The following is a 14,110-nucleotide window of genomic DNA, read 5'->3' on the forward strand; positions in this document are numbered from 1 at the left end:
GTGCTGGGCTCCGCCACGTCCGCGTCCGCGTCGATGATGGCGTCGGCCTCGGTGGCCGCCTCGGCGTCCGCCTCGGCCGTCGGCTGCGCCTCCGGCGCCGCCTCGGCGGCGGGCTCGGTCTCGGCCTCCGGCTCGGCCGCCGCCTCGCTCGCTTCGGCGACGTCCGCCGGTGCAGTGTCGGGCTCCGTCGCCTCAGCGGCGTCGGCCTCGGCGGTGTCCGCCTCCGGCGTCGACTCCGCTTCGGTGGTCGTCTCGGCGACCGTCGCCCGCTCCGCGTCCGTGTCCGCGCTCGCCTCGACGGCGTCGGCCGGAGCGGCTTCCGGCGTGGCGGCGGTGTCCGCCTCCGGCCCCGTGACCTCGACCTCCACGTCCTGCTCGGGCGCAGCGACCTCGGCCTCGGCCGCCGGCTCCGCGGTCTCGGCCTCCGGCTCGGCGTCGGCCGCCGCCGGCTCCGCGACCTCGGCCTGGGCCGCAGGCTCCGCAGCCGCGACCTCGGCCTGCGCGACAGGCTCCTCGGCCTTGACCTCGGCCTCGGCCTGGACCGCAGCCTCCGTGGCCTCAGCCGCAGCCTCGGCCTGTGCCGCCGGCTCCGCAGCCTCGACCTCGACCTCGTCCTGCGCGACAGGCTCCGCAGCCTCGGCCTGTGCCGCAGGCTCCGCGGTCTCGGGATCCGCCGTCGCAGGCTCCCCCGCCGGGGCCGTCTGCGGGGACGTGCGGGCCTTGGGGATCTGGGGGTTGTCGAAGGACGCTGCCACCAGGGCGTTGGCGGCCTTCTCGGCGGCCGTCGCCGGAGGGGTGGGCTCCCGGTCGGGCTCGGGGGTGGGCTCCGTGGCGAGCGTCGCCGCGGGGGGCTCGGGTTCGCGGGACTGGGGCGGGACGGAAGGGGTCGCGGGATCTTCGCGGTCGCGGCCGAATACCTTGCGCAGCAAGCTCCGAATACCCATGGGCGAACCCTTTCGCATGAGTTGGATGCGGTATGCGTCCTTCATCCCTGGCCAGGGCGGACACGTAAGGTTAGCGGCCGCGTCCTCCGGTTCTGTGGACCCCGTCGGTCACGGTTGCCGTGCATTCATCCGGCGTTCATTCCGCCGCCGTCCCCGTGCAGATGTGCGCACATACCGTCGCGGCCGAACGGATTCCCGACACCATGTCGGCGCAGTGCTGCGCCGGAGGAGGACGAAGTGCGCAAACTGCTGCCGCTGATCGGCACCAACCCGCACGGGGGCGGTCGTTCCGCTCTCACCTGCCGGTTCCGCTGTGGTGACGCCTGCTTCCACGAGGTGCCGAACACCAGCGACAACGAGTACGTCGGCGACGTCATAGCCGGTGTGCTGTCCCGCCGTTCCGCGCTCCGTGCCGCCGCCGTCGCGACGGTCGCCACCGCCGCCGGTGGTTCGCTCGTCCTCGGCGGCGCCCCGGCGGCCGAGGCGCACCCCGGGCACAAGCCCGCGCCCGCCGGCGACGGCGCCCGCGGCCTCCGCTTCGCGCCGGTCGCGCCGAACACCGCCGACCAGGTCACCGTCCCGTCCGGTTACGGGCAGAACGTCGTCATCCGGTGGGGCGAGCCGATCCTCCGCGGCGCCCCCGCCTTCGACTCCGAGAACCAGACCGCCGCGGCGCAGGCCGGTCAGTTCGGCTACAACAACGACTTCCTCTCCCTGCTGCCGCTGCGCGGGGAGTACGGCAAGCAGGTGCTCGTCGCCAACCACGAGTACACCGACGAGATCCTGATGTTCCGCGGCTACGACGCCGAGAACCCGACCCGCGAGCAGGTCGAGATCGCCTGGGCCGCGCACGGCCTGTCCGTCGTCGTCGTGCAGGAGGAGCGCCGCACCGGCAAGCTGACGCCGGTCTCCCGCCACTACCTGAACCGCCGCCTCCACACCACCAGCGAGTTCGAGCTGACCGGCCCGGCCGCCGGCTCCGCGCTGGTGAGGACCTCGGTCGACCCGGAGGGGCGTACGGTCCTCGGCACGCTCAACAACTGCGCGGGCGGCACCACCCCGTGGGGCACCACGCTCCACGGCGAGGAGAACTTCAACCAGTACTTCGCCAACGGCTCGTCCGAGACGGACAAGCGGTACGGCATGGTCGCCGGCGCCTCCGAGCGCAAGTGGGAGCGGTTCGACAAGCGCTTCGACCTCGCGCAGGAGCCGAACGAGGCGCACCGCTTCGGCTGGGTCGTCGAGCTCGACCCGTACGACCCGCAGTCCACGCCCCGCAAGCGCACCGCGCTCGGCCGCTTCAAGCACGAGGCCGCGCAGCCGCGCCTGACCGCCGACGGCCGTCCGGTCGTCTACATGGGCGACGACGAGCGGTTCGACTACTTCTACAAGTTCGTGTCGTCGAAGCGGATGATGAAGGGCTCGTCGCGCCGGGCGCGCGAGCACAACCTCACGCTGCTCGACGAGGGCACGCTGTACGTCGCCAAGCTGACCGGCGACTCCCCGGCCGCCGAGATCGACGGCACCGGCAAGCTCCCGAACGACGGCGAGTTCGACGGTTCCGGCACCTGGATCCCGCTCGCGACGGCCGGCCCCGACGGCGCCGTCTCGCACGTGCCGGGCATGACCGCCGAGGAGGTGTTCGTCTTCACCCGCGTCGCCGGTGACAAGGCGGGCGCGACGAAGATGGACCGCCCCGAGGACGTCGAGCCGTCGCCCCGCAGCGGCCGGGTGTACGTCGCCCTCACCAACAACAAGGACCGCGGCAAGGCCGGCAAGGCGCCGGCCGACGAGGCCAACCCGCGCAACGCCAACAAGCACGGGCAGGTCCTGGAGCTGGCCGAGCACTGGGACGACCCGTCCTCGGACGGCTTCGCCTGGCGCCTCTTCCTCGTCGCCGGCGACCCGAACGACCCGGCCACCTACTTCGCCGGCTACCCGAAGGAGAAGGTCTCCCCGATCTCCTGCCCGGACAACGTGGCCTTCGACCCGCACGGCAACCTGTGGATCTCCACCGACGGCAACCAGCTCGGCTCGCACGACGGCCTCTTCGGCGTCGCCACCCACGGCGAGCGCCGCGGTGAGCTGAAGCAGTTCCTGACCGTGCCCAAGGGCGCCGAGACCTGCGGCCCGATCATCCAGGACCGCCGCGTCCTGGTGGCCGTGCAGCACCCGGGCGAGATCGACGGCGCCTCCGTCGAGAACCCGGCCTCCGTCTGGCCCGACGGCCCCGGCAGGATCGTCCGCCCGTCGGTCGTCGCCGTCTGGCGCACCGACGGCCGCGACATCGGCGTCTGATCCGGATCCCGGTCCGGCGGTAGCCGTACGCGTGGGCCTGGGGGTCAGCCGACCCCCAGGCCCTCCCGGAAGCGGACGAACTGCTCCTCCGGGTCGCCCGTGTACGCCCACGGCACCCACGCCGCCCGCGTCCCGAGCAGGCCGAGCAGCTCCCGCGCCGGCTCCACCTGGCCCGCGTAACAGGCCGCGTGCGCCAGGAAGTTGAGGTCCCCGACCTCCTCGGGGGCGACCGGCCGCGAGGCGTCCCGGCCGCCGATCCAGCGCTCGTAGGTGCGCCGCAGCTCGGTCACCGCCAGCTCGTGCTTCCAGTGCTGGTCGAAGCCGCGCACCGGGCCCCGGCCCAGCGCCCCGTCGGCGATGTAGCGGTACTCCTCCACCCGTGCCACCTGCACCAGGACCGGCAGCGCCGAGCCGGGCGGCGCCACCCCCGCCGCGTCCCGCGCGAAGTCGTACATCGACCCGTGGGTGCCGTGCCAGCGCGCCGAGAGGTAGCGCAGCACCTGTACGTGACCTTCGGTGTTGTACGGGTCGCGGCGCCGCAACTCGTCGAACCAGTAGCGCAGTTCGCGGCGCGGCACGCCGCCGTCGTACAGCCGGGCGACGGAGAGCAGCGACACCCACGGCATCGGGTCGGCGGGTGCCGCGTCCGCCGCGCCCCGGCAGGCGTCGACGGCCGCGTCGATCCGGGCCCGGTCCACGGCGGCGCCCCGGCCGGCCGCGATGGCCGCGTCGAAGACCCGTACCACCTCGGTCGCCGCCCGGAGCACGGCGGCGTCGGCGCTGCGGGGTTCGGCGGCCCGCCAGGTCTCGACGGTGGAGCTGCCGGCGGCGGCGTGCGAGAGCAGCCGGATCCGGTGGGTGCGGCGGGCCCAGTCGTCGCCGGTGGCGGCGAGCAGGTCCCGTACGCCCTGCCAGCGGCCGATGACGATGTCGTGGCGGGCCTCGGTCAGCGCGCGGTCACCGAAGTCCGGGTCGAAGTCGGGGATGAACCGGTCCGCGCGGGACCGTCTGAGGGCGCGTCGGCGTACGCCCATGGGGGCCTCCTTCGATCGGTGCGTCGGTACAGCAACGGGCGGGTCGGCGTCAGAAGTCGGTGGCGTAGCTCTTGTCCCGCAGGCGGGTGCCGGGGGAGACCGGGGCCGACTCGTCGGCGGCGGCGAGGGCGCGGGAGGCGTCCAGGCGGGCGGGCCGGTAGTAGTCGCTGCCCTTGCGCCAGTACACCGTCATCGGGACGAGGCCGGCGGCGAGCCCGCCGAGGCCGATGGCGAGGGCGGTGGTGGACAGCTCGCCCAGCGACTCCACGAACGCCCACAGCATGAAGGCGGAGCCGAGCAGCGGCCACACCCCGCCGAGCAGGAAGTTCCGGGCCGAGCGCAGCAGCAGGGACTTGTACGCGACGACGGCGGCGATGCCCGCCAGGCCGTAGTAGAAGGCGATCTGGAGGCCGATCGCGGAGACCGCGTCGCGCAGGATCCGCTGCACGGAGCCGGCGGCGGCCGCGGCGCCGAAGAGGACGAGCGCGGCGGCGCCGACGGCGGCGATCGCCACCCACGGGGTGTTCCAGCGGCGGTGGACCAGGCCGAGGGCGGCCGGGAGGGTCCGGTCGCGGCCCATCGCGAAGAGCGAGCGGGTCACCTGGAGGAGGGTGGTCTCCAGGGTCGCGACCGTGGACAGGATCACGGCGACGACCAGGAGCTTCCCGCCGACGCCCGGCCAGATCTCCTCGCCGAGGACGGCGAGCACGTTCGGCCCGGCGGACAGGATCCCGTCGGCGGGCAGCAGCACGTTCACCGCGACCGTGAAGGCCACGAAGAGGAGGAAGACGAAGCCGACGCCGACCAGCGCGGCGAGCCCGGCCGTCCGCCGGCTGTTCCGGGTCTCCTCGCTGAGGTTGCTGGTGACGTCCCAGCCCCAGTAGTAGAAGGCGGCGATCAGGGCGCCCGCGGCAAAGCCCTCGGGGCCGTGGAAGTGCCCGAGGCCGAACCAGGACCAGTCGAAGGCGACGGCCCGGCCGCGGTGCGCCACCGCCGCGAGGACGAAGACCAGCAGGATCGCCATCTCGATGCCGGACATGAGGAGTTGGGCCCGTACGGTGAGCCGGGCGCCGCCCAGCACGACGCCGAGCATCAGCAGGAACCAGCAGGCGCCGACACCGGTCGCCAGCGGGGTCGAGGTGGCGAGGTCCCCGTCGAAGAGGGCGAGGGTGAGCGCGCCGGCGGGCAGCGAGCCGGCCACCATGAACACGGTCGCGGCGAAGACCAGCGCCCAGCCGGAGAGGAAGCCGAGGAAGGGGTGGAGCGTGCGGCCCACCCACGAGTAGCCGGCGCCCGCGTTGACGTCGATCCGGCCGAGGCGCGCGTAGGCGAGGACGATGCCGAACATCGGTATCGCGCAGTAGAGCAGCGCGGCGGGCCCGGCGTATCCGACCGCCCCGAAGAGCACGGCGGTCGTGGCGGCGAGCGAGTAGGCGGGGGCGCTGCCCGCGACGGCCATCACGATGGTGTCGAAGGTGCCGAGGACATTGGGCTGGAGCCCTCTGCTGGTGGTCGTGCGCATGACGGTGTCCTCGGAGTCCTGGGAGCGGGTGTGGGGGGTTCCGGACGACGGAGGGATGAGGGGGACGAGGAGGGTGGTGGGCAAGGTGAAGTGGCCCGGTCGGCGAGCCGGTTGGCCGGCCGGGCGTGGGCGCGGGCAGGGGCGCGGGCGCTGATCACGTCGGGGCGGTCGAGCGCATCGTAGTCGCCCCGGTGGAATCCGGTAACGGTGGCAGGAGGGTTCCGTTCCGTGACCGCCGGTAAGTCCTCCGATACGCCCCCACGTACCGTCCCAAAGGGGTTTGGGGGGCGGTCAGCGCAGCTCGGGGCCGGCGATGGCGCGGGCCGCGCGGACCTCCTGGCGGAGCGGGGCGAGGACCCCCTCGTCGTCGCCGGGCAGTTCGGTGCGGACCGCGAAGAGGGTCTCGGTGGCGCGCAGGCCCTCGGCCAGCTCCCGCAGTTCGCGCGCCACGGCCGTCACCTCCACCGGGTCCGGCGGCGGGGCGCCGTGCGCGACCCGGATGCGGGCGGCGGTGGTGGCGTCCACGATCCGTTCGACGGCGATCGCCAGCGGCCACCAGGCGGCGGCGCGGGTGCCGGTCGGCGGCGGCTCGGTGAGGGCGCGCTGGAACTCGGAGCGGACCGCCGACAGGTCCCGGTAGAGCTTGCGGCGGGCCCGCAGCCGGCCGGCGTCGGCGTCCGTGCCGAAGGCGCGTTCCACATAGGCGGCCGAGTCCGCGACGGCGTCGGCGAGCCGGTCGCCGATCCGGCTGTGCCAGGACTCCGGCCACAGCAGGTAGCCGGCGACGAGCGCGATGGCGCAGCCGATGAGGGAGTCGTACAGGCGGGGCAGGACGAGGTCGAAGCCCTCCTGGTTGAGGGCGTCGGAGAGCAGCAGGATGACGGGGGTGATGGCCGCCGTCTGGAAGGCGTACCCCTTCGCCGAGAACGCCGGGATCAGCGCGGCGAGCACCGCCATCACCGGCACGTCCCACCAGCCGCGGGGCACCTCGGCGAGGACGAGCGCGGCGGAGACGAGCCCCAGGCAGGTGCCGACCGCGCGCAGCACCGCCCGCGAGAACACCGAGCCGAAGTCCGGCTTCAGCACGAAGGTGACGGTGAGCGCGACCCAGTACGAGCGGGGCACGGCGATCAGCGAGACGAGTGCCTGGGCGAGGCCGATGCAGAGCGCCAGGCGGAGCCCGTACCGCCAGGACGGCTCGGAGAGCAGCATGGTGCGGGCGGCGCGGCGGGCCCGGACGGTGAGCGAGGCGGGGCGGCCGAGCCGGTCGTCGACGTTGTAGGGGTCGGGTTCGGCCTCGTGGACGACGGTGGCGGCGTGCCGCAGGGCGTGCTCGACGGCCTTCTCGGCGGGCCGGGCGGAGGGGCCGAACACCGGCTCCGGGGGCTCGGGCCGCCCGGTACGGCCGCTCTCCACGGCGTCCGCGAGGTCGCGGACGGTCGCGGCGACGGCAGGCGGCAGCGGGCCGTACAGCCGGGCCCGCAGGTCGGCGGCGGGGGCGGCTTCGAGGAGCGGGACGAGCACGTTGAGCTGGGCGAGCAGCCGGGCCAGCGAGGAGGTGCGGCCGTGCTGGCGGGTGCGGCGGGCCAGGATCAGGTCGTACGACTGGTTCAGCGAGGCGGTGACCTCCTGCCGCTTCTCCTGGTACGCCTCCGAGCCCGCGGCCTCGTACAGTCCGGCCACCGTCCGGTAGGTGGCCGCCACCGCGGCCCGCTCGGGCGCGGCGCGGCGCAGCGGCCAGCCGAGCAGGGTCAGTGCCAGGACGACGAGCCCGCCGGCCGTCAGCAGCAGCGGTGCCTTCCACCAGGGGTCGGGCATGGGGAGGCCGGCGCCGACGACGGCGTTCAGGAGCAGCAGCAGGCCGGAGGCGGAGGCGACCGCGCCGATCGAGGAGATCATCCCCGAGACGAGCGCGACGAGGGTGAGGGTGGCGACCGCGAGCCAGCCCTGTCCGAAGACGAGCGTCCCGAGGGTGACGCCGAGGGCGCCGAACAGCTGCGGGACGGCGATGTTGAAGATCCGCATCCGGTAGGCGTCGGCGGTGTCGCCGATGACCCCGGAGAGCGCGCCCATCGAGACGAGCGCGCCGTACTGCGGCTCCCCGACGGCGAGACCCACGGCGAGCGGCAACGACAGCGCGAGCGAGGCGCGGACGACTGCGGCCCAGGGGATGGGGGCGGGGGCGGGGCGGAGTCCCGCGGTCAGCCACGCGGGAGGAACCAGCCGACCGTTCCGACGCCGTCCAGGACCCATGCCCCTTAACTTACGCGCCCGCCCCGCTCCGGGACGGTGCGGGCCGCGCGGGCCGCGGGGAGCGCGGGGAGCGCGGGGGCAGTTGCGGTCAGTCGCGGTCAGTTGCGGTAGGACTCGACTTCGGCGGCGGGGCGGAGGGCGGCCGTGTCGGGGTCCTCGCCGAACTCCGCCTTCGCGCGCCGCTGCCGGAGCAGGTCCCAGCACTGGTCGAGGCGGACCTCCAGGTCGGCCAGGCGGGCGCGCTCCTCGGGGAGGAGGCCGCCGGTGCGCCTGCGGAGGGCGCGCTCCTCCTCCACGAGCGCTCCGATGTCGTCGAGGATCTGCTCGTTGTCCATGCCTCCAGAGTCGCCGATCAGCGCCCGTCGTGCAGGTCGAGGTCGGCGACGACGGCCCGGTGGTCGCTGCCGGGGAGGGCGGGGAAGCGGGTGGCCGTCGGGGTGAGGGCGTGGCTGGTCAGGACGTGGTCGATCTGGACGTACGGCGGGAGGGGGCCCTCGGCGGGCCAGGTGGGGGTGCGGGAGGCGCCGGTGATGCGGGCTGCGTCGAGGAAGGGGCCGGCGGAGACGAGGGAGCGGTAGGCGGCGTGGTCCTGGGAGGCGTTGAAGTCGCCGGCGACGATCAGGGCCTCGCCGGCGGGGCGGCCGGCGACGGCGTCCCGGAGGCGGGCGAGTTCGGCCTTCCAGAGGGCGACCTGGCCGGGGACGGGCGGCATGGGATGGGCGAGCTGGAGGCGTACCGGCCGTCCCGCGATCTCCGCCGTGGCGCCCGGCATGCCCATGACCCCGGGGACGACGGACCGGTCGCGCAGCGGATAGGCGCTGAGCAGCACGGAGCCGGCGGAGCCCGCCGCGTCGACGGAGACCCGGTGCGGCAGCTGCCGGGACAGCGCGGCGGTGAGGGCGCGCCCGCAGGCGGGGTCGCACTCGGAGACGTACAGCAGCTGGGGCCGCTCCCGGCGCGCGAGGTCGACGAGGGAGCCGGTGGCCTGCCCGAACTCGACGTTCGCGGCGACGACCCGGATCCGGGCGATGGGACGGCCGTGGGTGACGGCGAGCAGCGGGGTGTACGGCAGCGACGCCCACGCGGTGGCGGTGAGGACGAGCACGGCGAGGAAGGAGAGCGGCCGGTGGCGGGCGGCGGCCGCGAGCAGCAGCCCGAGCCCGGCGGGGACGGTCAGCCAGGGCAGGAAGGAGAGGAGCTGGGGGAGCGGCGTGTCGCCGTCGACGTCCAGGGCGCGGCTCCCGGCGACGACCGCCGGGACGACCAGGAGCAGCCCGGCGGCCCAGGCGAGCGCGCGGTCGCGGTGCCTGGGCCGGAGCGGCGGGGACGGGAGCGGCGGCGGGGGTTGCGGGATCGCTTCGCCCGGGGCCGCGGTGAGGGCTCGGTCCACTCCCTCAGTGTCGCAGGGCCCGCGTGATCTCCGCGGTGGTGTCCCCGCCGAGCGCCCGATTGCTGCGCGCCGTACCGGACTTGGAGGCTCCGGCCGCGACGCCGTCGATGGTGAGGACGACCGTGTCGAGGAAGTTCCCGCCGCCGTCCCGGAAGGTGACCATGACCGTGTAGTCGGCGGTCTGGTCGAGGGGGTTGGCGGCGGTGACCGTGGCGACCGTGCGGTCGCCGTCGACGGAGGTCGGTCCGGCGGTGACGTCGCCGGTGGCGTTCACGCCGTCCTTGATCCGGTCCATCTTCTCCTGGGCGGCGGAGGCGACGGCGGCGGTCGCCGAGGAGACGAGGTCCCCGGCGGCCTCCTTGGCGGCGTCGCAGCCGCCGGCGCCGCCGGCGACGGCGAGGGCGAGGAGGGCGGCGCCCACCGTCCTCCCCATCCTCGCCGATGGCCGCGTCCGGGTCCGCGTCCGGGTTGTTGGTCGGGGCCGGGGCCGGGGCCGGGGCCGGGGCCGGGGTCGGGGTCGGTGGGCGGTCATCCGCGGTGTCCCTCGTCCCCGCTCAGTAGCGCTCGGTGCGGCCGTACGCGTCGTCCGTGGCGAGGGCCCAGATCACGAAGACCGAGATGGCCATCGAGAACAGAGCCCACCAGGGCTGGTACGGCAGGAAGAGGAACTGGGCGATGAGGTTGAGGGAGGCCAGCGAGATACCGGCGATCCGGCCCCACTCGGCGCCCTTGAGGATCCCGAAGCCGGCGATCGCGACGACGATGCCGATGATCAGGTGGATCCAGCCCCAGGTGGTGAGGTTGAACTTGAAGACGTAGTCGCCGACGCGGGTGTAGACGTCGTCCTCGGCGATCCCGGCGATGCCCTGGAAGACGTCCATGATGCCGGTGACCAGCATGAGGACACCGGCGAAGAGCGTCCCGCCGGAGGACCACGCCTCGGAGGTGCTCGACTTGTGCGGGCGGGAGGGTGCGCTGTTCTGGCTCATGGCCCCATCGTGGGAGCAATCGGGCGAATTCGACCTTCTGGCTGGGCTGAACGGGTGAGGGGCCGGCGCCCCTTGCCGCCGCTGATTCTGGATGTGTAAGGTCCGGGATTGGCTCATCATCCTGGACACCGGATATCGAGAAACGGGAAGGGAACGACGACCGTCATGACCGACCAGCGCACCCTCACCAACCCGCCCGCCCTCCACGACCCCGCCCCCTTCGGCTACAGCCACGCCGCCTCCGCCCCCGGCGAACTCGTCTTCATCGCCGGGCAGTACGCCTCCGACGCCACCGGCGCGCCCGTCCCCGGCGACTTCGCCGCGCAGGTCGACCTCTCGCTCACGAACCTGCGGCACGCCCTCGAAGGCGTCGGGCTCGGCTTCGAGCACGTCGTCCGGCTCGGCTCGTACGTCGTCGACCACGACCTCGGCAAGCTGGAGGCGCTCGGCAAGGCGCTGCACGCGGCCTTCGGCGACCGGCTCCCGGCGCAGACGCTCAGCGGGGTCGCCGCGCTGGCGCTGCCCGGCATGCTCTTCGAGATCGACGCGGTGGCGGTACGGCCCGGGGGCGGCGGCTGATCCACTTGCGGGGGCGGGGGCGCGGGTGTGCGCTGGACACGAGTGAACGAGTGCCCGCGACCTTGCGACATGAAGGAGCCCCTGCCATGGCCGCACACGCAGCGGTACCCGCGCGGCGCCCCGTGAACCTGCACGGCGCCGTCCTGCCCGCCGTCCTCGGCATCGCCTACGGCCTCTACGCCTCGACCGTCTCGCGCCACGGCGGAGCGCTGACCTGGGGCCAGCTGTGGCTCGGCCTCGTCTCCGCGATCCTCCTCGCCGGAGCGGTGTACGCGCTCCGCACCTACGGCCGCGCGCTGCCGCGCGAACCGCGGGCGGTGGCGTGGGGGGCGCTGGCGGGCGGCGCGATCGGCTTCCTCTTCAGCCTGTCCGGCGCGAGCGTGCTGTCGGCGAGCGTGCTGGGGCTGATCGTGGGAGCGGGGGTGGGGGGCGCGGCCTTCTACCTCTTCTACACCCACGAAGACGCCACCGGCCACCCGTCCCCGTACTGACCCCGCGCCCGTCCCGGCCCGCGTGGCGGGTGCGGGGGGTGGGGGTGCGGGGGAGACTGGGGGGATGAGTGGGTTGGCTGTGGAGACCGAGGGGCTGGTCAAGAGGTTCGGGGGGAACCCGGCCCTGGACGGCGTCGACCTGAGGGTCCCGCGCGGGACCGTCTACGGGCTGCTCGGGCCCAACGGGGCCGGCAAGACCACCACCGTCAAGCTGCTCGCCACCCTGCTCCGCCCCGACGCCGGCCACGCCCGCGTCTTCGGGCACGACGTCGTCCGGGACGCCGACACCGTCCGCGGCCGCGTCAGCCTCACCGGCCAGTACGCCTCCGTCGACGAGGACCTCACCGGCACCGAGAACCTCGTCCTCCTCGCCCGCCTCCTCGGCCACGCCCGCCCCGCCGCCCGCGACCGCTCCGCGCAGCTGCTCGCCGCGTTCGGGCTCGCGGACGCCGCCGACCGGCAGGTCAAGAACTACTCGGGCGGCATGCGGCGCCGCATCGACATCGCCGCGTCCATCCTCAACACCCCCGACCTGCTCTTCCTCGACGAGCCGACCACCGGTCTCGACCCGCGCAGCCGCAACCAGGTGTGGGACATCGTGCGGGCCGTCGTCGACCAGGGCACGACCGTCCTCCTCACCACCCAGTACCTCGACGAGGCCGACCAGCTCGCCTCCCGGATCGCCGTCATCGACCACGGCAAGGTGATCGCGGAGGGCACGAAGGGCGAGCTGAAGGCGTCGGTGGGCTCGGGCTCCGTGCACGTACGGCTCCGGGACCCGGAGCAGCGGGCGGAGGCCGAACGGGTCCTCGCCACCGCCCTGCGGGCCGCCGTCCAGCTCGACCCCGACCCGGTCGCCCTCACCGCCACCGTCAACGGCCACGGCACCGACCTCGGCGCCGCCGAGCAGGCCGCCCGGGCCCTCGCCGAACTGGCCCGCGCCGGGATCACGGTCGACAACTTCGCCCTCGGCCAGCCCAGTCTGGACGAGGTGTTCCTCGCCCTCACCGACCGGAAGGGGCCCACGGCATGAGCACCGGCACGTCCACGGAGACCGGTCGGGACGTGGATTTCGCCGCGCCCCGCGCCGACGAACTCGCCGCCCTGCTCCTCACGAAGGACCGGCCCGCCCGGCCCGGCGCGCTCGCCGCGTCGCTCACCTTCGGCTGGCGCGCCATGCTGAAGATCAAGCACGTGCCGGAGCAGCTGTTCGACGTGACCGCGTTCCCGATCATGATGGTGCTGATGTACACGTACCTCTTCGGCGGCGCGCTCGCCGGGTCGGTCTCGGCGTACATCCAGTTCCTGCTGCCCGGCATCCTGGTGATGTCGGTCGTGATGATCACCATGTACACCGGCGTCTCGGTCAACACCGACATCGAGAAGGGCGTCTTCGACCGCTTCCGCACCCTGCCGATCTGGCGGCCGGCGCCGATGGTCGGCTATCTCCTCGGCGACGTCGTGCGCTATCTGATCGCCTCCGCCGTGATGCTGAGCGTCGGCCTCGTCATCGGCTACCGGCCCGGCGGCGGGGTGGCCGGCGTGCTGCTCGGGGTGGCGCTGCTGCTGGTCTTCTCGTTCGCGTTCTCGTGGATCTGGACCATGTTCGGGCTGCTGCTGCGCAGCGAGAAGTCCGTCATGGGCGTCAGCATGATGGTGATCTTCCCGCTGACGTTCCTCTCCAACGTCTTCGTCGACCCGAAGACCATGCCGGGCTGGCTCCAGGCGTTCGTCAACAACAACCCGGTGACCCATCTGGCGACGGCGGTACGGGAGTTGATGGCCGGCGACTGGCCCGCGGCGGACATCGCCTGGACGCTCGGGTGGTCGGTGGCGCTGGTGGCGGTCTTCGGAGCGGTGACGATGCGGCTCTACAACCGCAAGTGAGGGTCACTGCCCGCGCGGGGTCTTCTGCTGGACGGCCCAGCGGTTGCCGTCCGGGTCCGTGAAGTACACGAAGGAGCCCCACGGCTGGTCGTCGATCGCGCCGACGTCGACGCCGCGGGCGGTCAGTTCGGCGTGGGCGCGCTCGATGTCGTCGACGACGACCTGCATGTTGTCGAGGGAGCCCGGGGCCATCTCGGTGATGCCCTTCCCGAAGGCGATCGAGCACGCCGAGCCGGGTGGGGTCATCTGGACGAAGCGGATCGCCTCACTGACGGTGACGTCGTGGTCCGCGTGGAAGCCGACGCGCTCGTAGAAGGCTTTGGCCCGGTCGATGTCGGTGACCGGGACGCCGATCAGTTCGAGCTTGATGTCCATGCCCGCCATCCTGCGCCGTGCGCGCGACCTCCGCACGACGAACACCACCGCGACGGCGCCCACCCACCCGTCCGCCCACCCCGGGCCCGTCTTCCGAGCGGGGCCCGTTCGCTGCCCCTCCGCCCGGGCAGGCGTTCCGCGGGACGGTGCCGCTTACCGGGCCTCCGCGCGGGCAGGCGCTCCGCGGGACGGTTCCCACCCTCCCGTCCGGCTGCGCGCCGGGCCCGGCTGCTGGGCGGCACCGGTCGCCGCACCTCCGTGTGGGCAGGCGTTCCGCAGGGCGGAACGGGTGGGCACACGGAACGGCGCCCGTCCGCCGGGCCTAGGCTTCTGCGCCTGAACCCGCAC

General features: G+C 73.9%; 13 protein-coding genes and 1 pseudogene. 5 read left to right on the plus strand and 9 right to left on the minus strand.

Annotation, left to right across the window (positions count from 1 at the left end; translation table 11 throughout):
* Positions 1-929, minus strand: a pseudogene (locus ACFW1I_RS35145) (hypothetical protein); the annotation flags it as partial.
* A 252-nt stretch (positions 930-1,181) separates the two neighbouring features.
* Between ACFW1I_RS35145 and ACFW1I_RS35150 the strand changes: the two are divergent.
* Positions 1,182-3,242, plus strand: coding sequence for a PhoX family protein (locus ACFW1I_RS35150; protein WP_384677618.1), 2,061 nt, complete (start codon positions 1,182-1,184; stop codon positions 3,240-3,242).
* Positions 3,243-3,286: 44 nt separating this feature from the next.
* Here the strand turns inward: ACFW1I_RS35150 and ACFW1I_RS35155 are convergent, their stop codons facing one another.
* The 7 genes from ACFW1I_RS35155 to ACFW1I_RS35185 all read right to left on the minus strand — a co-directional run bounded on the left by ACFW1I_RS35155 (position 3,287) and on the right by ACFW1I_RS35185 (position 10,430).
* Entirely contained in the window at positions 3,287-4,276 is a 990-nt protein-coding gene (locus ACFW1I_RS35155) for a hypothetical protein (protein WP_384677620.1), read from the minus strand.
* A 49-nt stretch (positions 4,277-4,325) separates the two neighbouring features.
* A complete protein-coding gene (locus ACFW1I_RS35160; RefSeq protein WP_384677622.1) occupies positions 4,326-5,798 on the minus strand; it encodes an APC family permease in 1,473 nt (490 codons plus the stop codon).
* A gap of 291 nt (positions 5,799-6,089) precedes the next feature.
* On the minus strand, positions 6,090-8,051 hold the full coding sequence (locus ACFW1I_RS35165; protein WP_384677624.1) for an FUSC family protein: 1,962 nt from the start codon (positions 8,049-8,051) through the stop codon (positions 6,090-6,092).
* Positions 8,052-8,149: 98 nt separating this feature from the next.
* Complete coding sequence (locus ACFW1I_RS35170) at positions 8,150-8,386, minus strand: DUF2630 family protein (RefSeq protein ID WP_031014873.1); 237 nt, start codon at positions 8,384-8,386, stop codon at positions 8,150-8,152.
* Between the two features lie 17 nt (positions 8,387-8,403).
* Entirely contained in the window at positions 8,404-9,441 is a 1,038-nt protein-coding gene (locus tag ACFW1I_RS35175; protein ID WP_384677627.1) for an endonuclease/exonuclease/phosphatase family protein, read from the minus strand.
* Positions 9,442-9,445: 4 nt separating this feature from the next.
* The gene (locus ACFW1I_RS35180; protein ID WP_384677629.1) at positions 9,446-9,862 is read right to left on the minus strand and encodes a hypothetical protein; all 417 of its coding nucleotides are present in this window, start codon (positions 9,860-9,862) and stop codon (positions 9,446-9,448) included.
* Between the two features lie 133 nt (positions 9,863-9,995).
* Positions 9,996-10,430 (minus strand): hypothetical protein, encoded by a 435-nt coding sequence (locus ACFW1I_RS35185; RefSeq protein ID WP_384677631.1) that lies wholly within the window; start codon positions 10,428-10,430, stop codon positions 9,996-9,998.
* A 165-nt stretch (positions 10,431-10,595) separates the two neighbouring features.
* Between ACFW1I_RS35185 and ACFW1I_RS35190 the strand changes: the two genes are divergently transcribed.
* The 4 genes from ACFW1I_RS35190 to ACFW1I_RS35205 all read left to right on the plus strand — a co-directional run bounded on the left by ACFW1I_RS35190 (position 10,596) and on the right by ACFW1I_RS35205 (position 13,387).
* Positions 10,596-11,009, plus strand: coding sequence for a RidA family protein (locus ACFW1I_RS35190; RefSeq protein WP_384677633.1), 414 nt, complete (start codon positions 10,596-10,598; stop codon positions 11,007-11,009).
* Between the two features lie 86 nt (positions 11,010-11,095).
* Positions 11,096-11,500 (plus strand): hypothetical protein, encoded by a 405-nt coding sequence (locus ACFW1I_RS35195; protein ID WP_384677635.1) that lies wholly within the window; start codon positions 11,096-11,098, stop codon positions 11,498-11,500.
* A gap of 64 nt (positions 11,501-11,564) precedes the next feature.
* A complete protein-coding gene (locus tag ACFW1I_RS35200; RefSeq protein WP_384677637.1) occupies positions 11,565-12,533 on the plus strand; it encodes an ATP-binding cassette domain-containing protein in 969 nt (322 codons plus the stop codon).
* On the plus strand, positions 12,530-13,387 hold the full coding sequence (locus ACFW1I_RS35205; protein WP_384677639.1) for an ABC transporter permease: 858 nt from the start codon (positions 12,530-12,532) through the stop codon (positions 13,385-13,387). Before ACFW1I_RS35200 ends, ACFW1I_RS35205 begins: the two co-directional genes overlap by 4 nt.
* Before the next feature lie 3 nt (positions 13,388-13,390).
* On the opposite strand, the gene ACFW1I_RS35210 is transcribed toward ACFW1I_RS35205, so the two are convergent.
* Positions 13,391-13,762 carry a VOC family protein gene (locus tag ACFW1I_RS35210; RefSeq protein WP_384677641.1) on the minus strand — a complete coding sequence of 124 codons (372 nt, stop codon included), beginning with the start codon at positions 13,760-13,762 and terminating at the stop codon, positions 13,391-13,393.
* Between the last annotated feature and the right edge of the window lie 348 nt (positions 13,763-14,110).

The sequence above is a fragment of the Streptomyces sp. NPDC058955 genome, from assembly GCF_042741435.1.
Lineage (GTDB): Bacteria > Actinomycetota > Actinomycetes > Streptomycetales > Streptomycetaceae > Streptomyces.